Origin of the sequence: Microvirga thermotolerans (genome assembly GCF_009363855.1) — a bacterium.
GTDB classification, from domain to species: Bacteria; Pseudomonadota; Alphaproteobacteria; order Rhizobiales; family Beijerinckiaceae; genus Microvirga; species Microvirga thermotolerans.
In genome coordinates, this window is record NZ_CP045423.1 from 568,208 (window position 1) to 586,861 (window position 18,654).

At 68.3% G+C, this 18,654-nt stretch carries 16 protein-coding genes and 1 tRNA gene; 9 read left to right on the forward strand and 8 right to left on the reverse strand.

The window, feature by feature from the left end:
- Nucleotides 1–164: 164 nt before the first annotated feature.
- From GDR74_RS02690 to GDR74_RS02710, 5 genes are all read left to right on the forward strand, one after another.
- Nucleotides 165–3,257 (forward strand): helicase-related protein, encoded by a 3,093-nt coding sequence (locus GDR74_RS02690; protein ID WP_152584858.1) that lies wholly within the window; start codon nucleotides 165–167, stop codon nucleotides 3,255–3,257.
- A gap of 99 nt (nucleotides 3,258–3,356) precedes the next feature.
- Nucleotides 3,357–3,659, forward strand: coding sequence for an RNA-binding S4 domain-containing protein (locus tag GDR74_RS02695; RefSeq protein WP_152587631.1), 303 nt, complete (start codon nucleotides 3,357–3,359; stop codon nucleotides 3,657–3,659).
- A gap of 157 nt (nucleotides 3,660–3,816) precedes the next feature.
- The gene (gene fdxA / locus GDR74_RS02700) at nucleotides 3,817–4,155 is read left to right on the forward strand and encodes a ferredoxin FdxA (RefSeq protein WP_152584859.1); all 339 of its coding nucleotides are present in this window, start codon (nucleotides 3,817–3,819) and stop codon (nucleotides 4,153–4,155) included.
- Nucleotides 4,156–4,508: 353 nt separating this feature from the next.
- The gene (locus tag GDR74_RS02705; RefSeq protein WP_152584860.1) at nucleotides 4,509–5,096 is read left to right on the forward strand and encodes a CarD family transcriptional regulator; all 588 of its coding nucleotides are present in this window, start codon (nucleotides 4,509–4,511) and stop codon (nucleotides 5,094–5,096) included.
- 166 nt (nucleotides 5,097–5,262) lie between these two features.
- Nucleotides 5,263–6,135: an RNA polymerase factor sigma-32 gene (locus GDR74_RS02710; protein WP_152584861.1), complete on the forward strand. Its 873-nt coding sequence runs from the start codon at nucleotides 5,263–5,265 to the stop codon at nucleotides 6,133–6,135.
- Between the two features lie 38 nt (nucleotides 6,136–6,173).
- On the opposite strand, the gene GDR74_RS02715 is transcribed toward GDR74_RS02710, so the two are convergent.
- Together GDR74_RS02715 and GDR74_RS02720 are read right to left on the reverse strand one after the other, a co-directional pair.
- Nucleotides 6,174–7,607: a M48 family metalloprotease gene (locus GDR74_RS02715; RefSeq protein WP_152584862.1), complete on the reverse strand. Its 1,434-nt coding sequence runs from the start codon at nucleotides 7,605–7,607 to the stop codon at nucleotides 6,174–6,176.
- A gap of 6 nt (nucleotides 7,608–7,613) precedes the next feature.
- Nucleotides 7,614–8,414, reverse strand: coding sequence for a thermonuclease family protein (locus GDR74_RS02720; protein ID WP_194164609.1), 801 nt, complete (start codon nucleotides 8,412–8,414; stop codon nucleotides 7,614–7,616).
- A gap of 123 nt (nucleotides 8,415–8,537) precedes the next feature.
- Between GDR74_RS02720 and GDR74_RS02725 the strand changes: the two genes are divergently transcribed.
- Nucleotides 8,538–8,614, forward strand: a tRNA-Arg gene (locus GDR74_RS02725).
- 70 nt (nucleotides 8,615–8,684) lie between these two features.
- Nucleotides 8,685–9,488 carry a hypothetical protein gene (locus GDR74_RS02730; RefSeq protein WP_152584864.1) on the forward strand — a complete coding sequence of 268 codons (804 nt, stop codon included), beginning with the start codon at nucleotides 8,685–8,687 and terminating at the stop codon, nucleotides 9,486–9,488.
- 222 nt (nucleotides 9,489–9,710) lie between these two features.
- On the opposite strand, the gene GDR74_RS02735 is transcribed toward GDR74_RS02730, so the two are convergent.
- The 5 genes from GDR74_RS02735 to GDR74_RS02755 all read right to left on the reverse strand — a co-directional run bounded on the left by GDR74_RS02735 (nucleotide 9,711) and on the right by GDR74_RS02755 (nucleotide 14,406).
- Complete coding sequence (locus GDR74_RS02735) at nucleotides 9,711–10,142, reverse strand: terminase small subunit (RefSeq protein WP_152584865.1); 432 nt, start codon at nucleotides 10,140–10,142, stop codon at nucleotides 9,711–9,713.
- Nucleotides 10,143–10,313: 171 nt separating this feature from the next.
- Entirely contained in the window at nucleotides 10,314–11,453 is a 1,140-nt protein-coding gene (locus GDR74_RS02740) for a Gfo/Idh/MocA family protein (protein WP_152584866.1), read from the reverse strand.
- A 1-nt stretch (nucleotide 11,454) separates the two neighbouring features.
- Complete coding sequence (locus GDR74_RS02745; protein WP_152584867.1) at nucleotides 11,455–12,240, reverse strand: ATP-binding cassette domain-containing protein; 786 nt, start codon at nucleotides 12,238–12,240, stop codon at nucleotides 11,455–11,457.
- Nucleotide 12,241: 1 nt separating this feature from the next.
- Nucleotides 12,242–13,393 (reverse strand): ABC transporter permease, encoded by a 1,152-nt coding sequence (locus GDR74_RS02750; RefSeq protein ID WP_152584868.1) that lies wholly within the window; start codon nucleotides 13,391–13,393, stop codon nucleotides 12,242–12,244.
- 71 nt (nucleotides 13,394–13,464) lie between these two features.
- Complete coding sequence (locus GDR74_RS02755) at nucleotides 13,465–14,406, reverse strand: sugar ABC transporter substrate-binding protein (RefSeq protein ID WP_152584869.1); 942 nt, start codon at nucleotides 14,404–14,406, stop codon at nucleotides 13,465–13,467.
- Nucleotides 14,407–14,692: 286 nt separating this feature from the next.
- Between GDR74_RS02755 and GDR74_RS02760 the strand changes: the two genes are divergently transcribed.
- Complete coding sequence (locus GDR74_RS02760) at nucleotides 14,693–15,538, forward strand: MurR/RpiR family transcriptional regulator (protein ID WP_152584870.1); 846 nt, start codon at nucleotides 14,693–14,695, stop codon at nucleotides 15,536–15,538.
- Between the two features lie 59 nt (nucleotides 15,539–15,597).
- On the opposite strand, the gene iolG is transcribed toward GDR74_RS02760, so the two are convergent.
- Nucleotides 15,598–16,587: an inositol 2-dehydrogenase gene (gene iolG / locus GDR74_RS02765; protein ID WP_152584871.1), complete on the reverse strand. Its 990-nt coding sequence runs from the start codon at nucleotides 16,585–16,587 to the stop codon at nucleotides 15,598–15,600.
- A gap of 149 nt (nucleotides 16,588–16,736) precedes the next feature.
- Here iolG and GDR74_RS02770 point away from each other — a divergent pair, with 149 nt between their 5' ends.
- The gene (locus GDR74_RS02770; protein WP_152584872.1) at nucleotides 16,737–18,650 is read left to right on the forward strand and encodes a bifunctional 5-dehydro-2-deoxygluconokinase/5-dehydro-2-deoxyphosphogluconate aldolase; all 1,914 of its coding nucleotides are present in this window, start codon (nucleotides 16,737–16,739) and stop codon (nucleotides 18,648–18,650) included.
- The last annotated feature ends 4 nt before the right edge of the window (nucleotides 18,651–18,654 follow it).

The following is an 18,654-nucleotide window of genomic DNA, read 5'->3' on the forward strand; positions in this document are numbered from 1 at the left end:
GTAGCAAAACGAGGAAGCCATCCCCATATGACCTGGAGAACCAGCTGCCGGGACTAAGGACCCGGACGCTTCGCGAGCGGTCCCCGGCCACCTCTTCTCCGGACGGCCGAGAGGACCTTTTCTGCTGCAACCGGGATCGTAAGCCCATCGTCTCCCATTCTGGCATGATCAGCCGTTCCCTTCCCCCGCAGGTGCGCGCACGCGGCGTGACCGCCGTGCTCGGCCCGACCAATACCGGCAAGACCCATCTCGCCATCGAGCGCATGCTCGGGCACGAATCCGGCATGATCGGCCTGCCGCTGCGGCTCCTTGCCCGGGAGGTCTACCAGCGCGTGGTGGAGAAGGCGGGGGCCCACAACGTCGCCCTGATCACCGGCGAGGAGAAGATCAAGCCCGACCGGCCGCGCTACTGGATCTCCACCGTCGAGGCCATGCCGCGGGACCTCGACCTCGCCTTCGTGGCGGTGGACGAGATCCAGCTCGCCGCCGACCTCGACCGCGGCCACGTGTTCACGGACCGCCTCCTCAACCAGCGCGGGCGCGAGGAGACCCTCCTCATCGGCTCCAACACCATGCGCCCCCTGATCGAGGCGCTGATCCCCGGCGTCCACGTGATCACCCGGCCGCGCCTGTCCCAGCTCACCTTCGCCGGCGAGAAGAAGGTGTCGCGCCTGCCCCGCCGCACGGCCATCGTCGCCTTCTCGGCCGAGGAGGTCTATGCGATCGCGGAGCTGATCCGCCGCCAGCGCGGCGGCGCGGCGGTGGTGCTGGGGGCCCTTTCCCCTCGCACCCGCAACGCCCAGGTGGAGCTCTACCAGTCGGGCGACGTGGAGTACTTGGTCGCCACCGACGCGGTGGGCATGGGGCTTAACCTGGACGTGGACCATGTCGCCTTCGCCGCCGACCGGAAGTTCGACGGGTTCCGCTTCCGCAAGCTTTACCATGCGGAATTGGCGCAGATCGCCGGCCGGGCGGGCCGCCACATGCGCGACGGCACCTTCGGCACGGCGGGGCGTTGCCCGCCTTTCGATGCGGAAACCGTCGAAGCGCTGGAGAACCATGTCTTCGACCCGGTCCGGATCGTGCAGTGGCGCAACCCGGATCTCGACTTCTCGTCCCTCGCCCGGCTGCGGGACAGCCTGTCCGAGCAGCCCCGCGAGTACGGCCTGGTGCGCGCCCCCATGGGCGAGGACGTGGCGGCGCTCGAACTCCTGGCCCGCGAGGACGACATCCAGGCCTACGGGCGGTCGAAAGTCGCGGTGGAACGCCTGTGGCAGGTGTGCCAAGTTCCCGACTACCGGAAGGTGTCCCCGCAGACCCATGCGGATCTCGTGGGCCAGCTCTACCGGTTCCTGATGAAGGAAGGAGCCGTGCCGGCGGATTGGTTTTCCCGGCATCTTCTGGCAATGGATCGGACCGATGGCGACATCGACACCCTGTCGAACCGCATCGCCCAGGTCCGGACCTGGTCCTTCGTCGCCAACCGCCCGGACTGGCTGAAGGATCCGGAGCATTGGCAGGGTGTTGCGCGTCAGGTAGAGGACAAGCTATCGGACGCGCTCCATGAACGTCTCGCCCAGCGCTTCATCGACAGGCGCACGAGCGTTCTCATGCGGCGCTTGAGAGAGAACACGATGCTCGAAGCGGAAATCACGACCACCGGCGACGTCACCGTCGAGGGTCAGCACATCGGCCACCTGCACGGATTCCAGTTCGTGCCCGACCCCCAGGCCGACACGGCGGAGGCCAAGACCCTGCGCAATGCGGCCGGCAAGGCGCTGGCGGGCGAGATCGAGGCCAGGGCCGACCGGTTCGCCGAGACGCCCGACGCCATGCTGGTGCTCTCGAACGACGGGACCGTCCGCTGGATGGGCGACCCCGTGGCGAAGCTCGAGCCCGGCGACAAGCTGTTCGAGCCGCGCCTGCGGATCCTGTCCGACGAGCAGCTGACCGGCCCGGCCCGGGACAAGGTCGACAATCGCCTGAAGGCCTGGCTCAAGGCCTACGTGGTGCGTCTCCTCGGGCCGCTGATGGAGCTGGAGCATTCCCAGGAGCTGACGGGGCTTGCCCGCGGCATCGCCTTCCAGATCGTCGAGGCCCTCGGCGTCCTGGAGCGCGCGAAGGTGCTCAACGAGGTCCGCAGCCTCGACCAGGAGGCCCGCGCGGCCCTGCGCAAGGCCGGCGTCCGTTTCGGCGCCTATCATCTCTACCTGCCGGCCCTGCTCAAGCCCGCTCCGCGCATCCTCGCGGCCCAGCTCTGGGCCCTGCAGAACGGCGGGCTCGACCAGAAGGGCATCGACGAGATCGCCCACCTGGCCCAGTCGGGTCGGACCTCGATCCCGGTGGACAAGGAGATCGCGGCGGGCCTCTACCGCGCGGCGGGCTTCCGGGTCTGCGGCGGCCGGGCGGTACGCGTCGACATTCTGGAGCGCCTGGCGGATCTCATCCGCCCGGCCATCGCCTATCGCCCCGGCGCGACCCCCGGCGAGCCCCCTCCGGGCGCGGCCGACGGGGAGGGCTTCGTGGCCACCGTCGCCATGACATCCCTGGTGGGCTGCGCGGGCGAGGATTTCGCGACGATTCTCAAATCCCTGGGATACGTCATGGAGCGCCGCCCCGGCCCGGCCATCACGGTGCCGCTGCTGGCGCCGGCGCCGCAGGCCCCCGCTGCCGCACCGGCTGCGGGGGAGGAGGGCGCGTCCGCCGCCGAGACGCCGGAAGGCGCACCCGTGGAAGCGGGCGAGCCCACCGCCGCGGCTCTCGAGAGCGTCGAGGCCTCCGCCTTCGTTCCCTCGGAGCCGGCCGGAACGGCGGAGGCTCCCGCAGGGGCCGAGGCATCCTTGCCCGAAGCCCCGGCGGAGGCGGGCGCGGAGGCGCCTGCCGAGCCGGAGATGATCGAGGTCTGGCGCCAGCACCGGCGCCACCACGACGGCGGCCATGCCCGCCACGGGCGGGGCCGTCAGGAGCGGGGCGAGCGCCGCCCGCGCCAGGGCGAGCAGCCTTCCGGCGAGCGGCCGCCCCGTCAGGAGCGCCGTCCCGAGCGCCGGGAGGCGGGCGAGGGGGGCAAGCCGCAGCATGCGCGCCCGGCGCGCGGCCCCGGCCGTCCGGATGAGCGCCGCGGGCCTCCCCGGCACGACCGGCGGTTCGAGCCGCGCCGGGACGGCGGTGCGGAGCGCCGGGAGAAGCAGCCGGATCCGGATTCGCCCTTCGCCAAGCTCATGGCCCTCAAGGCCCAGCTCGAGGACGGCAAGAAGTGAGGAGCCCGCGCCCCGTCTCCCTCGGTCCCGCCCATGGCGTCATGGGCGGGCTTCGAAGGAGGGGGCTTGCGCGAACCCGCTGCCCGGTCGCCGCTGCCCATGCGTGAGGACCGGCAGCGGATCGACAAATGGCTCTGGTTCGCGCGCTTCGCGAAGACCCGGACCCTCGCGGCGAAGCTCGTGACGAGCGGCTTCGTCAGGATCAACGGCCAGAAGATCGAGAACGCGGCCAAGCCGCTGGCGGTGGGGGACGTGGTCACCCTGGCGCTGGCCCGCACCACTCTGGTCCTGCGCGTCGAGGGTCTCGGCCACCGCCGGGGCCCTGCGCAGGAGGCAAGGCTGCTTTACGCCGACCTCAGCGGTGACGATGGGACGCTTGTCAGCAGGAGCGACAGCGGCTAGAGCATCGGACGCGAACTCGAACTCACGCCCGATGCTCCAGGCTTTTGATTTCGAGCATCTTTTCGCGCAAAACCGGTTCCCACTTTTGCGCTCGATGCTCTAGAGCGGCGTCAGTGTCTTCGCGTTCGCGCCCGAGCCGACTCCCAGAGGACCGTCCATGACCTACGTCGTCACCGAAAACTGCATCAAATGCAAATACATGGACTGCGTCGAGGTGTGTCCGGTCGACTGCTTCTACGAGGGCGAGAACATGCTCGTCATCCATCCGGACGAGTGCATCGACTGCGGAGTCTGCGAGCCGGAATGCCCCGCCGAGGCCATCAAGTCCGATGCGGAGCCGGGGCTGGAGCAGTGGCTCAAGCTGAACGCCGACATGGCCAAGACCTGGCCCAACATCACCCAGAAGAAGGATCCGCCCGCGGACGCCAAGGAATTCGACGGCGTTCCCGGCAAATATGAGAAATTCTTCTCGGCCAATCCCGGCGAGGGGGATTGAGCGAGCTGGGCCATATTCGAATCCCCTTTACGAAAATTCTGAAATATTTTTGCTTTTCGGGTGGGACTGTGATAGGGTCTCACCAATGCAGTCGCTTGCGCCCGACGTGTGCCTATTCCGCAATTCGGCGGCCTACTCGATGAAGCAATGATGGATGCACACCCGTGACTTGAGGAAGCCAGCTGCCTCGGTCATGGGAGTCGGCGCGTTTCGGCTACTGACGTACTTCAGGGAGACGGGCGGAATAGTCAAGTTCCGTGACTCGTCGATTTTTGTTCCGCCGGAGCCCTGTCCGGTGAAACGACAGCCCCTCGCCTCGAGCGCGAGGAAGCATGCAAGGAGGCCTCTCTCGCATGACCACCGCCAAGAAGTCCGCCCAGCGTCTCGGTTTCAAGACCGGCGAAGCGATCGTGTATCCCGCCCATGGCGTCGGCCGCATCACGGCCGTGGAAGAGCAGGAAATCGCGGGTTTCAAGCTGGAGCTGTTCGTGGTCTCCTTCGACAAGGACAAGATGGTGCTCCGCGTCCCGACGGCGAAGGCTGCGAGCGTCGGCATGCGCAAGCTCGCCGAGCCGGCCCTGGTCCAGAAGGCCCTGGACGTGCTGACCGGCCGCGCCCGGATCAAGCGCACCATGTGGTCGCGCCGGGCCCAGGAGTATGAAGCCAAGATCAACTCCGGCGACCTGATCGCCGTGACCGAGGTCGTCCGCGACCTGTACCGGTCCGAGGCCCAGCCCGAGCAGTCCTACAGCGAGCGCCAGCTCTACGAATCCGCTCTCGACCGCGTCGTGCGCGAGATCGCGGCGGTGAACAAGATCACCGAGACCGAGGCCCTCAAGCTCGTCGAGCAGAGCCTGGCCAAGTCGCCGCGCCGTGCCGCCAAGGGCGCCGAGGGCGAGACGGAGGTCGACGGCGACGACCTGCAGGAGGAGGCCGCCTGACCGGCCCCGTCCCGCGAGCGGCATGAGGAGCCCGGCCCGAGGCCGGGCTTTTTCTTTGCTGCATCGCTTGCTTTTGAGCGCTTGGTGCCTATTTCTGCAAACTCGTCGGTTTCGAGCTGAACTTTTTCCCGCTTCGCTCGTTGTGTCCTTGCCAAGGGAGGACGCAATGGGAGAAATCTCTGGGGTTCGTCGTCGGTTCGTCCGTGCGGCCATGAATGCTCCGTTTCTCGAGCGCGAGGAGGAGCATCGCCTGGCCGTGCGCTGGAAAGAGCAGCGGGACGAAACGGCGCTCCATCAGCTGACCGCCGCGCACATGCGCCTCGTGATCGCTCTGGCCGCCCGGTTCCGCCACTACGGTCTGCCGATGGCCGATCTGGTCCAGGAGGGCCATGTGGGCCTTCTCGAGGCGGCCGCCCGGTTCGAGCCGGAGCGGGACGTCCGCTTCTCCACCTACGCGACCTGGTGGATCCGCGCATCGATCCAGGACTACATCCTTCGCAACTGGTCCATCGTCCGCGGCGGGACGAGTTCCGCGCAGAAGGCCCTCTTCTTCAACCTGCGACGCCTGCGCGCCCGTCTGACCCGCGGGGGCGAGGAGCGGATCGCATCCGACATTCACGAGAAGATCGCCGAGGCCATCGGCGTCTCGCGGGCGGACGTGGCGCTGATGGATGCGCGGCTCTCCGCCCCCGACGCTTCGCTCAATGCGCCCGTCCTCGATGCGGATGCGTCCAGCTCCGCCGAGCGGGTCGAGTTCCTGGTCGATACCAGCCCGCTGCCCGACGAGAGCGTGAGCGAGGTGATCGACAGCGAGCGCCGCGTCCGCTGGCTGCGTCAGGCGCTGGAGGTGCTCAACGAGCGCGAACTCCGGATCCTGCGGGCCCGCCGCCTCGACGACGAGCAGGTCACCTTGGAGTTCCTGGGGGACCGCCTCGGCATCTCGAAGGAGCGCGTGCGCCAGATCGAGAACCGCGCCCTCGAAAAACTCAAGCGCGCCCTGATGGAGAGATATCCCCAGGCTTCGGGGGCCTTCGTCTGAGGAGGGTCCGTCCGCGGGGCCTTTCGGCCCGGACGGCCTTACTCGACAGCGATCTTGTACCGCTCGCCCACCTTGAGGGTGTCCCCGCGCTCGAGCCCGTTCAGCTGCAGGAAGCGGTCGAGCGGCCGGTCAACCGGCATTCTTTCTGCCAGGGTTTGCACCGTGTCGCCCGGTTGCGCCGTCACGATCCTCAGGCGCAGGGGCCGGATCGCGCGGGCCTCCTCCGGGGTGACCTGCCGCACGCTCCCCAGCGTCCTCTGGAACAGGCCGTCGAGATTGCCTGTCCCGCTGCGGGCGGCGAGGATCAGCCTGTAGGTGGTGTTGCCGATCCGGATCGCCGAAAGGCGGAACGACCATTCCTTCCCGACCGAGAGGGCCGTGGCCACCGGCAGCCCGTTGACGGTGGTGGTCGTGAGGCTTCCGGGCTCGATCGTGTCGTTCCAGGTCGAGCGCAGGACCTCCTCCAGGCTCTGCCCGGCCGGCGTATCCGCCGCGTCGAACAGGAGCCGGCGGCTGCCGTCGGCGGAGGCGCCGAGGACGGCCTGCGACGTGTTCTCCAGGGTAAAGCCCTCCGGCGCCTCGAAGGCGACGCCGAGGCGCGAATGGATGAAGCGGCGCCCCCGCACCACGCCGTCCGAGGGATCGTCCCCATAGGCGATGCCGTCGATGGCGGTAAGATATTCCGACCGGCCCGCTGCGCCGATGCCCGGGGCGCCGCTGGCGCGCCGGGCCGCCTGGAGCGCGAGCGAGATCCTGTCCCGCGTGCTGGGATGGCTCGCCATCATGTCGGCGCTGTTCTCGCCGCCCCCGGTGGCGGAGCGGCCGAGGGCGGTGAGGAAGCGCGGCGCTCCATAAGGATCGAAGCCCGCCCGCGCCAGGACCTTGACCCCGACCTGGTCGGCCTCCAGCTCCTGCCCGCGGGAGAAGCTCGCCAGGGTCGACCGCGCCTGGCTCTGGACCAGGGCGGCCTCCTCGGCATTGTTCAGCACGTTCTCGGTGACCCGCTTGATGAGCGTGGAGCGGGCCTGGAGCTCGCTCCGCTGCGAGGCGTGACGCAGGGTCACATGCGCGATCTCATGGGCCAGGACCGCGGCGATCTCCGACGTGTCGTTGGCGAGGGCCAGCAGGCCCCGGGTGACGTAGAGGCGTCCGTTCGGCAGGGCGAAGGCGTTGACGGCCGGGGAGTTCAGGATCGTCACCTGATAGGCCTCGTCGGGCCTGTCGCTGGCCTCCACCAGCTGCCGGGTGACCTCGTTGAGAAAGCGCTGGGTGTCCGGCGACCTGACCTCGCCGCCGAAGGCGGCCACCAGCCGCTCGTGATCGCGGTCGCGCGGGCGTTCGACCCCGACGACGCGCGGCGCATCGGCCGGCAGCGACACGTTGCCGTCGAAGGCGGCGCATCCCGAGAGCAAGGCCGCGAGCAGGGCGCTCCCGGCGGCCCGGATGCGAAGGGGGTGGCGTGTCCGGCTCATGCTCGCTCAGCGTGACGGGCGTGCGTTGTCGAGGCGCTCGATCATCTCAGGCACTACAACGGTAATGGCGGCGCCTTGCCAAGGCTCCAAAATGCCTCGGACCCTGATCCGCCGACCCTCCAGGGACGCGGCGGTCGCGCCGCGATCCGTCATGGTCTTCCATGTCCGCTTCGGGATGATGATCGTGAAGTCCTCCGCCCAGTGTCCTCCGAAGTTCAGGTAGACCCGTTGCCTGCGCTCGCCAACGCTTTTCACGCGCCCCTCGACGAGGACGAACGTGCCGAATCGGTCTTGCAGGCGGTCGATCCGGTTTGCGTCGAGGGGCTTATAAAGAGCATCGGCCCAGAGGCCAAGGTTTCGCTCGCGCGCCGTTTCCTCGAGCGCCAGGAGCTCGGGGCGGCAGAGGGTTTCCCCCGTGCCGGGGTCGACCATGGCCAGCCCGGATTCCACCAGCGCCTCCGCGGCATCGGTCCCGCCGGCCGGATCGGGAATGCGGATGCGGACCGGCAGACGCCCCCAGCGGTCCCGCTCCGGGCCTGTCGTTACGAGAAGCGGCCGGTCGACGAGGGTTTTGAGCCAGGCCTCGGCCTCGGGCCGGGCGGGCCCCGAATCGGGCAGGCGGATCTCGGCGAGCCTGGCGGCTCCGCCGGCGGAAAGGACGAGGTCGCCTTCCGGCGTCAGGCTCAGGAGCCGGTCGGGACCCGTCGTCCCCGCGCAGGCGGACGCGGGCCTGGCCGGCAGGCCGGCCGCCCGGACCTGAACGCATGACAGGCCGACCGCAAGGCCCGCAGCGACACAAAACCTCAAACCTGCTCCCAAGGACATCGGAGGATGATAGTCCTTTGCCGGACGCATGCACCCCAAGCTTTCGTGAACGCTTCCACGTCCCCATTTACCTGCGAGCGAATTGTGCTACTCATCCCCTTGTGCGGTCCCGTAGCTCAGCAGGACAGAGCAGCGGTTTCCTAAACCGTTGGTCGGAGGTTCGAGTCCTCCCGGGATCGCCAGTTAAATCAGTCATTTAACCCCTCCATATCGCACCTTGTCGAGCTTCCGGGGTAAACCTGGGGGTAAACATTGCGCAAGATCCACCGCGATCACTGGCCGGTGATCTTCCTGTTCTCCTGCTTCGGCTTTCTCGGCCTCCTCTTCGTGGGCTCTGCCCTGAGCGATGCCAATGCCCTTTGTGGACCCGATGAGCGAATCAACCCCGCCATCTGCGCGAGGAATTGGGTAAATGCTGCTGGGAACCTGGTCGCGGTCATCGGCGCGTTCTTGGCTGCGGCGTTCGCATATCGGCAGTACCGGGAGGCACGTCGCCAGACCGCGATTGCTCACCTGCCCATGGCTGAGGCCACCCTCCTCATAGCGCGTCAGATACACGGCACCCTTGTTGGGGCGACCATCGCCTTAAAGTCGATGCGAGACGCTGTTGAAGCAATCTTGGAGGAACTCTCGCTGGAGGAGCCTGATCTTGACCGTATCCTCATAGCGGTGAGGCATTACTCCTCGATGGGGCTTCAGATAGCCCCGCACATCAAGGCGTTTCAGGACACCTTTGCGGAGAAGGTCCTAGATAACGCCTTGAACGCTGCTATCAGGCCGAATTGGTTCGAGTTCAACGTCGTACTCCTCGAAATGGAGGAGAGAAGCACCCAGGTGCGTGCGTTGGCAGAAGACACTGGCTCCGTCGAGGAAGGAGATATTAACTTCGACGCTTTTCACGAACTTGTGGCGGATAGGGAAAACCTAGAGGGGCTTATTGCAGCCCTTAATGAGGGAATGCGGCTCTCAAAGACAATGGCTGATAGCATTTCAGTGCTTAAGCCGAGCTTTGAGGCCGCGCGGGACAGCCTTCTCGACGTCATTGGGAGATCATAGTCTCCTGGGGTGAGAAGCCTAGGAAAACGGTCGCTGACAGGCTTCAGGCTTTAGGAGGCCCTATCCTGCCCCGAGCCTTCACTTGCTCCCCTGTGCGCTTGTACCGGGCCGCCATGCGCCGGATCGTGTTAGCCATCCTCTTGGTCATCCATGGATGACGGGCCAGGAAGCCCTCTGGATCTTCCAGCGCCTCCGCCAGCTCCTTGGGGAGAGTGGTCTTACTCATTCGTCGTCTTGCCTCTCCTGCTTCGGGTCCACGATCCTGCGGACGATCCTTCTGATCTGGTTGTTGCTCCCGACATTGTTCTGGATAGCAACTACGGAGGAGGGCTCGTCCTTGAACATGCCGATGTGCTTGCCCAGAAGCTCCAGGGCCTTGTTCGCGTCCTTGGGATTGAAGCTGTCGCGATCCATGCAGCGGGCGACAACCTCCTTTAATTCCCTGATCACGTATTCCTGCGTGACCTCTGCCTTCTCGGCCATCTTCCTCTGTCCCTCCTCGATCATCGCCTTGACCTCTGGGATGGCCAGCAGGCGATTGGCTTCCGTGTGAGCCCCTGATCGCGCGTAACCTGCCCGAATGGCGGCCTGGGTCCCGTTTAGGTCGATCAGGTACTCCTGAACGAACCGCTTTCTCTTCTCATCGGCGGCCATGGCTCTCCCCCTCCCCCTTGCGGGGAGGGTCAGGATGGGGGATGGCAGCGCCAGCCTCTCGGAGCGAGGCGCCCAGAGCCCCCCTCCAGCTCTCCCCCGCAAGGGGGGGAGGGCGTGGCGGCGCGGCCCGTGAAATCTGAGATCCGCCGCAGGAAGGGGCGGTGCTCCCTGTTACGCAGCCTCGCGCCGCGCATCGGCGGCGACGTCGATCCAGCGGCCCTCGCGGGCGCTGCGGGCGATGGCGTCGACCGTGCGCTCGATGCGGATGCCGTCCTCGAACTCGATGAGATGGGCCGCCTCGCCTGCGATGCGGCGGATCAGCTCGCGGCACTCGATGACTTTCAGGTCGTTGAAGCCGAGCCCGTGCCCGGGGGCGGGAACGAACCTGTCGTAGGGCGGGTGCTGCGGCCCCGCGAGGATGGTGCGGAAGCCCTGCCTCTCCCGCGCGTCGTCGGCCGTGTAGAGCTGCAGCTCGTTCATGCGCTCCTGGTCGTAGACGACGGCGCCCTCCGATCCGAAGATCTGCACGAAGATGCGCCCCTTCCGCCCCCAGGCGGAGCGGTTGAGGGCAAGCACACCGGAAGCGCCGTTCTCGAGCTCCATGAGCACGCTCGCGATGTCGTGCGTCTCCACCGCGCGGCGGCCGCCGCCCTGCAGGGGCCGGTCCGCGTAGGGCTTCGCCATGTGGCCGCACACGCGCCGCACGCCGCCGACGAGAACGCGCAGGAGGCTCAGCGGATGGACGCCGAAATCGTCGAGCGCGCCATGGCCGGAGGAAGCTTCGCTCTTCCAGGAGAAGAACGCGTCCGGATCCGCCATGAAGTCCTCGTCCATCTCGAGGCGCACATGGTTGACCGCGCCGATCCGGCCCTCGTCGAGGATGCGGCGGACGAGGCGCACGACCGGGTTCTGGATGTAGTTGTAGCCGAGCGCCGCCACCTTGCCGGATGCGCGGGCGGCAGCCAGCATGCGCTCCGCATCCTCCAGCGTCACGGCCATCGGCTTCTCGCACCACACGTGCTTGCCCGCCTCCAGCGCGGCGATCGCCATCTCCGGGTGGAAGGCGTTGGGCGTGGCGATCGACACCACGTCGATTCCGGGATCGTCCAGGAGCGTGCGCCAATCGCCCGTCGCGCGCTCGAACCCGAGCTCCCGCGCTTTTCTCTCCGCGAGATCCTGCGAAGCCTCGGCGAGCCCCGCGAGGCGGGGGCGCGGCACGTCCCCGAACACGGGAGCGACCGCGTTCCAGGCCAGCGCGTGGCACTTGCCCATGTAGCCGGTGCCGATCAGGCCGATGCCGAGCGCCTTCATGTCACACCATGCCGCCGAGATCGGCCGAGAGGACCTGCAGCTCCTTGCCGCCGGCCATGAGGTTCTGAAGCTCGTCGATGGCGATCTCGGACTTCGTGTAGGTGCCGAGCGTCTTGCCGCGGTTGAGCACCGTGAAGCGGTCGCCGACCGCGTAAGCATGGCGCACGTTGTGGGTGATGAAGATCACCCCCAGCCCCTTGCTCCGCACCTGGTGGATGTATTTCAGCACCATGGAGGTCTGCGCCACGCCGAGCGCCGAGGTCGGCTCGTCGAGGATCAGCACCTTCGCGCCGAAATAGACCGCACGCGCGATCGCCACGCATTGGCGCTCGCCGCCGGAGAGCGTCCCCACCGCCTGGTTGGGATCGCGCACGTCGATGCCGATCCTGTGCATCTCCTCCCGCGTCACCGCGTTGCAGCGGTCGAAGTCGATGTAGCGGAACGGCCAGACGCCCTTCACCGGCTCGCGCCCCATGAAGAAGTTGCGCGTCACCGACATGAGCGGGATCATGGCGAGGTCCTGGTAGACCGTCGCGATCCCCGCATCGAGCGCGTCGCGCGGGCTCGAGAAGGAGACGTGCCGCCCCTCCACGAGGAACTCGCCGCTCGTCGGCTTGTGCACGCCGGCCAGCGTCTTGATGAGGGTCGATTTGCCGGCGCCGTTGTCGCCGAGCAGGCACATGACCTCGCCCCGGTTGACCGTGAGCGACACGCCCGAGAGCGCGATCACGGAGCCGAAATGCTTGACGAGATTGCGGATGTCGATGAGAGGGGCCGTGTCGCTCATGTCAGCGCTCTCCCGTCACTTTCCGGCGGATGAAGTTGTTGAACAGCACCGCGAGCAGCAGCATGGCGCCGAGGAACACCTGGAACCAGTCCGAGTCGAAGCGCGTGTAGGTGAGGCCGATGGAGACCATGCCGAAGATGATGGCGCCGAAGAACGCGCCGATGGCGGAGCCGTAGCCGCCGGTGAGCAGGCAGCCGCCGATCACCGCGGCGATGATGGCCTCGAACTCCTTCTGGAATCCGCGCCGGGAATCGGTCGAACCCGCATCGAGCACCGTGAGGACCGCCACGAGCGCCGCGGCGCAGGCGGTGAGCATGAAGAGCCCGGTCTTCACCCGGTCCACGGGAACGCCGGAATTGCGCGCCGCGTTGGCGTCGCCGCCCGCCGCGAAGATCCAGTTGCCGGCGCGGGTGCGCAGGAGAACCCAGGTGGCGGCCGCCGCGAACAGGACGAACCAGACGATGGAGACGGGCACGCCCGTCACGGTGGGCGTCCCGTTCGGGAACCTGGCGATGACGTCATGCGCGGCGAGCCACGCGAAGAGCCCCTCCAAGGCGTTGCCGGAGAAGATCTCGCGCACGATCCCCTCGCCCGCCCGCTCGCCGATGCCGCGCATCTGGGTCGAGCCGCCCGTCGCCCATTTCAGCCCCACGAGCGACAGCCCGCGCAGGATGAACAGGAAGGCGAGCGTGACGATGAAGGAAGGCAGCTTCGTGCGGATGACGATCTGACCGTTCAGCCCGCCGAGGAACGCGGCGACCGCGAAGGTGGCGGCGATGGCAACGAGCAGCGGCCAGCCGGTCAGGGTGAGGAAGGCGCCGAAGATGAGGCCCGCGAAGGCCACCATCGAGCCGATGGAGAGGTCGAACTCGCCGCCGATCATGAGCAGCGCCGCGGCGATGGCGAGGATGCCGAGCTGCGCCGCGGGGGCGAGGATGTTCATCAGGCCCGCCAGCGTGAACATGGACGCGTCGGCGGTCGACAGGAAGAAGAGGGTGACGAGCACGAGGCCGGCCAGCGCCCCGAGCTCGGGCCGCCGCATGATCCTGGTGAGGAGGGACACCTCCCTGAGGCGCTCGTCCCGCGCCGGCTTCGCGGCCGGACCGGGAGGCACCGGCGCCGCCGGCGCGGTCGGATGGCTGACGTCCGTCATGAAGACCTCCCTTCTGAACGATCTCGGAAACGGAAAGCCCGCGGCCGAAGCCGCGGGCTCCGGAACGGGCTTTAGCGGATGCCCTTGGCGGACAGCTCGACCACCTGGGCGGCCTTGTCCTTGGTGATCAGGTTCGGGCCGGAGGGGACGTCGCCGCCCGGGATCAGGCCGTACTTGGCGTTGAGCGCCAGGAAGACCACCGGCAGGTAGCCCTGCAGGTACTGCTGCTGGTCGATGGCGAAGGCGGCCTCGCCGGCCGAGACGGCCTTCAGGAAGTTGGCCGAGAGGTCGAAGGAGGCGACCTTCACGGAACCGGTCTTGCCCGCATCCTTCACGGCCGCGACCGTCGGCTCGCCGGCCAGCGAGGCGCCGAGCGCCATGATCGTGTCGACGGAGCCGTCGGAGGCGAGCGCCGCCTTGACCTTCGCGCGGATGTCGGCCGGATCGTTGGAGACCGGCAGCACCGTCACCTTGCCGCCGAAGCCCTCGGCGAAGCCCTTGCAGCGCAGGTCGAGCGACACGTTGCCGACCTCGTGGTTGACGCACAGCCCGACCTTGCCGCCCATCTCCTTGAGCTTGGCGCCGGCGGCCTTGCCGGCGTCGAGCTCGTCCTGGCCCACATGGAGCAGGGCGCCGAGCTTCTTCGACACGTCGGAGCCGGAGTTCATCGAGATGACCGGGATCCCGGCGGCGACCGCCTTCTGGATCGACGGGCCGAGGGCCGAGGCGTCGGGAATCGAGACGATGAGGCCCGCGGGCTTCTGGTTGACGGCCGCGTCGATGAGCTGGCTCATGGCGACCATGTCGAAGGTCTCGGGCGCCCGGTAGTCCACCTGGACCTTCATGTCCTGCCCGGCGGCGGCGACGCCGTTCTTGACCACCGACCAGAACGGGTCGTTGGCCTGCCCGTGGCTGACCACGATGATGCGGGCGTTCTGCTGCGCCGCGGCCGGCGCCGCGGCGGCGAGGGTCAGGGCTGCCGCGGCAGCGAGACCGGTGATGAACGACTTCATGGATCTTCCTCCCAGAAGGGCTTGTTGCTGGCCGCGACACCGGGCGCTGCCCGGAGACGCGGATGACGGCTCAGGCGCCGCGCCATGGAGTTCCGCAGAAGGCGACCAAACGATTCGAGGGAGCGAATCTTTCGCAAGCGCGGCGTTTCCTCTGCCAGTCGGACCGTTCAAACGGAACGATCAAACCTTTTGTTGGTTTTTGTAGAATTTTTATTCCATTTTTGGCGGATCGGTGTCAAGGTCCCTTCCATCGGGAGACCTAGAGCGCGGGAGGATCGGAGGAAGAATGGAGGCCCCAACGCAGACGGCGCCCGCCGCTCCGGAAGACTACGAGAGCCTCAAGCTCCTCCTGCTCAGCCGGCGGGAAACCCTGCCGAAGCGCCTGAAGCAGCTGGCGGCCTTCGCCCTGGAGCATCCGGAGGAGATGGCCTTCGGCACGGTGGCGGGGATCGCCGAGCATGCGGGCGTGCAGCCCTCCACCCTGATCCGCTTCGCCAAGAACCTGGGCTACGACGGCTTCTCCCACCTGCAGCAGATCTTCCGCGACCGTTTGAGGGAGCGCTTCCCGGACTATCGGGAGCGGCTCAGGGGGCTGCGCGCCTCCGAGGGCCACCATGTCCAGGCGACGGCGCTCCTGGACGGCTTCGCCGAGGCCGCGGCCATCTCGCTCGACCGGATGCGCCGCTCGGTGAGCCCCGAGGCGTTCTCCCGCGCGGTCGCGACCCTCGCGAAGGCGGACACGATCTACCTGCTCGGCGCGAGGCGCGTCTTTCCCGTCGCGGTCTATTGCGCCTATGCCTTCGGGAAGCTCGGCGTCCGCTCCATCCTGATCGACCACATCGCCCAGCTCGGGCCGGAGCAGCTGGCCACCGCGAGCGGGAAGGACGCGGTGCTCGCCATCAGCTTCACGCCTTACGCCCCGATCACCCTGGATCTCGCCGCGACGGCGGCGCGGCGCAACATCCCGGTCGTCGCCGTCACCGATTCCGCCTTCTCGCCGCTGGCGAGCAGCGCCGATGTCTGGCTCGAGGTCGCGGAGGCCGATTTCGGCGCGTTCCGCTCCCTGTCCGCCTCGTTCGCCCTGGCCATGGCCCTCGTGGTGGCGGTCGCGGAGAAGCGCGCGGAGGGGTAGAGGGCAACACCTGCGAGAAAGGCCGGGACGCACCCGGCCCTGGACGTTCGCGGCCCGCCTCAGAGCCGCACGGGCTTCCCGGTCTGCGCCGATTCCGTTGCCGCGTCGGCGAGGCGCTGGGCCTTCAGGCCGTCATGCCCCGTCGGGTCGCAGGCGGTGCCCGCCTTCACGGCGGCGAGGAAGGCGCCGAGCTCCGCCCTGTAGGCTTCCGCATAGCGCTCCAGGAAGAAGTCCTGCACCGGGTCGGCCGCGATGCCGGCGGCGGTCGCCACCTCCACCGTGGTGCGGTGGACGTTGCCCGCGCGGATCATGCCCTTCGAGCCGTGCACCTCGATGCGCTGGTCGTAGCCGTAGGTCGCGCGGCGGGAATTGGAGATCTGCACGATGCGGCCCCTGGCGGTCTTCAGGAGCACGGCGGCCGTGTCCACGTCGCCCGCCTGGCCGATCGCCGGATCGACGAGGGAGGAGCCGACCGCATGCACCTCCACCGGCTCGTCGCCGAGCAGGAGGAAGCGCGCCATGTCGAGGTCGTGGATCATCATGTCGCGGAACAGGCCGCCGGAGGTGGCGATGTAGCTCACCGGCGGCGGTGCGGGATCGCGGGAGAGGATCGTCACCAGCTCCACCTCGCCGACCTCGCCCTCCGCAAGGCGGCGGCGCAGGCTCGCGAAGTTCGGGTCGAAGCGGCGGTTGAAGCCGATCATCAGCGGCGTTCCCGCCTTCTCGACGGTGGCGAGGCAGCTCTCGATGCGCTCGCTCGAAAGGTCCACGGGCTTCTCGCAGAACACCGCCTTGCCGGCGCGCGCGCCGCGCTCGATGAGGTCGGCATGGGTGGTGGTGGGCGTGCAGACGAGGATGGCGTCCACGTCCGGCCGCTCCACCACCGAATCGAGGGAGGCCACCTCCGCCCCCGTCGCCGCCGCGAGCTCCTGCGCGGAGGGCGCGTGGGGATCCGCCACCGCCACGAGGCGGGCGTCCGGATGGTTGGCGGCGTTGCGGCCGTGAATGCGGCCGATGCGGCCCGCGCCCAGAACGGCGATCCTGATCATGATGTCCCCGAGATGGTTTGCCAGCTTAGAAGCAAGTTTGGAATTGATGTTCCAGACCAAGCTGGTAATAGAATAAACGTTCCATTGCCGCAAGGGTCCCGTCCCGGAGGCCTGTGCCCGGCCCCCGGAGCCGGCTCGGGAGACGTATCATGAAGCCTCTTCTGGATGTCATCGCCATCGGCCGCGCCTCGGTCGACCTCTACGGCCAGCAGGTCGGCGGCCGGCTGGAGGACATGGCGTCCTTCTCCAAGGCGGTGGGCGGCTGCCCGGCCAACATCGCCATCGGCACGGCGCGGCTGGGCCTGAAGTCGGGCCTCGTGACCCGCGTGGGCGACGAGGCCATGGGCCGCTTCATCCGCGAGCAGATGGAGCGCGAGGGCGTCTCGACCCGCGGCATCGCCACCGACCGGGAGCGCCTGACCGCCCTCGTGATCCTCGGCGTGCGCGACGCGGAATCCTTCCCGCTCATCTTCTACCGGGACAACTGCGCCGACATGGCGCTGAGCGAGGAGGACATCGACGAGGACTTCATCGCCTCCGCCGCCGCCATCGTGGTGACGGGCACCCATTTCTCCCGCGAGAACACCGCGGCCGCGCAGAGAAAGGCGATCCGCATCGCGAAGGCGAACGGCCGCAAGGTGGTCTTCGACGTGGACTACCGCCCGAACCTCTGGGGCCTCCTCGGCCACGGGGCGGGCGAATCCCGCTACGTGCGCTCGGAGGCGGTGACGGAGCACCTGAGGCCGATCCTCCCCGACTGCGACCTGATCGTCGGCACCGAGGAGGAGCTGCACATCGCGGGCGGCTCCGAGGACACCCTCGAGGCGATCCGCAGCATCCGCGCCGTCTCGGCGGCGACCATCGTCTGCAAGCGCGGTCCGATGGGCTGCGTGGTCTTTCCCGGCGCGATCCCCGCTTCCCTGGACGAAGGCGTGAAGGGGCCGGGCTTCCCGGTCGAGGTCTACAACGTGCTCGGCGCGGGCGACGCCTTCCTGTCCGGCTTCCTGCGCGGCTGGCTCAAGGCCGAGCCCCTGGAAACCTGCTGCGCCTACGCCAATGCGAGCGGGGCCTTCGCCGTCTCGCGCCTTCTCTGCTCGCCGGAGATCCCGAGCTTCCCGGAGCTGCAGCACTTCCTGAAGAACGGCAGCCGCCACAGGGCCCTGCGCCTCGACGAGAGCCTCAACCACATCCACTGGGCGACGACCCGCCGCCCCGGGCCCGGGACGCTCATGGCGTTCGCCATCGACCACCGCATGCAGCTCGAGGCGATGGCGAAGGAGGCGGGCGCCCCGGTCGAGAGGATCGGCGCCTTCAAGGTGCTCGCCGTGCAGGCCGCCGCGCGCGTCGCGGACGGGCGGCCCGGCTTCGGCATGCTGCTCGACGGCACCTATGGCCGCGAGGCCCTGTTCCGTGCCGCGGACCATCCGTTCTGGATCGGCCGGCCGGTGGAGCGGCCCGGCTCGCGCCCCCTCGATTTCGAGAACGGCGGCAGCCTCGGGGCGCAGCTCGTCGAATGGCCGGTGGGACACACCATCAAGTGCCTGTGCTTCTACCATCCGGACGACCCGCCGGAGCTCAAGGCGCGCCAGGAACGCGAGCTGCTGCGCCTCCACGACGCGGCGCGGCGCATCGGCCGCGAGCTCCTGGTGGAGATCATCGCCGGGAAGAACGGCCCCCTGCGGGCGAGCACCATCCCCACCGTGCTCCAGCGCCTCTACGACCTCAACATCAGGCCCGACTGGTGGAAGCTCGAGCCGCAGACGGACGCCGCGGCCTGGCAGGCCATCGGCGAGACCGTCTCCCGGAACGACCCCTATTGCCGCGGCATCGTGCTCCTCGGCCTCGAGGCGCCGGAGGACGAGCTGGAAGCGGCCTTCGCCGCGGCGGCGAAGGAACCGTGGGTGAAGGGCTTCGCCGTGGGCCGGACCATCTTCAACGATGCGGCCCGCCGCTGGCTCGCCGGCGAGATCGGCGATGCGGAGGCGGTCGCCGACATGGCGGCGCGCTTCCAGCGCCTCGCCGACGCCTGGCAGCGGGTCTCCGCGCGGGCGAAGGCGGCCTGACGGC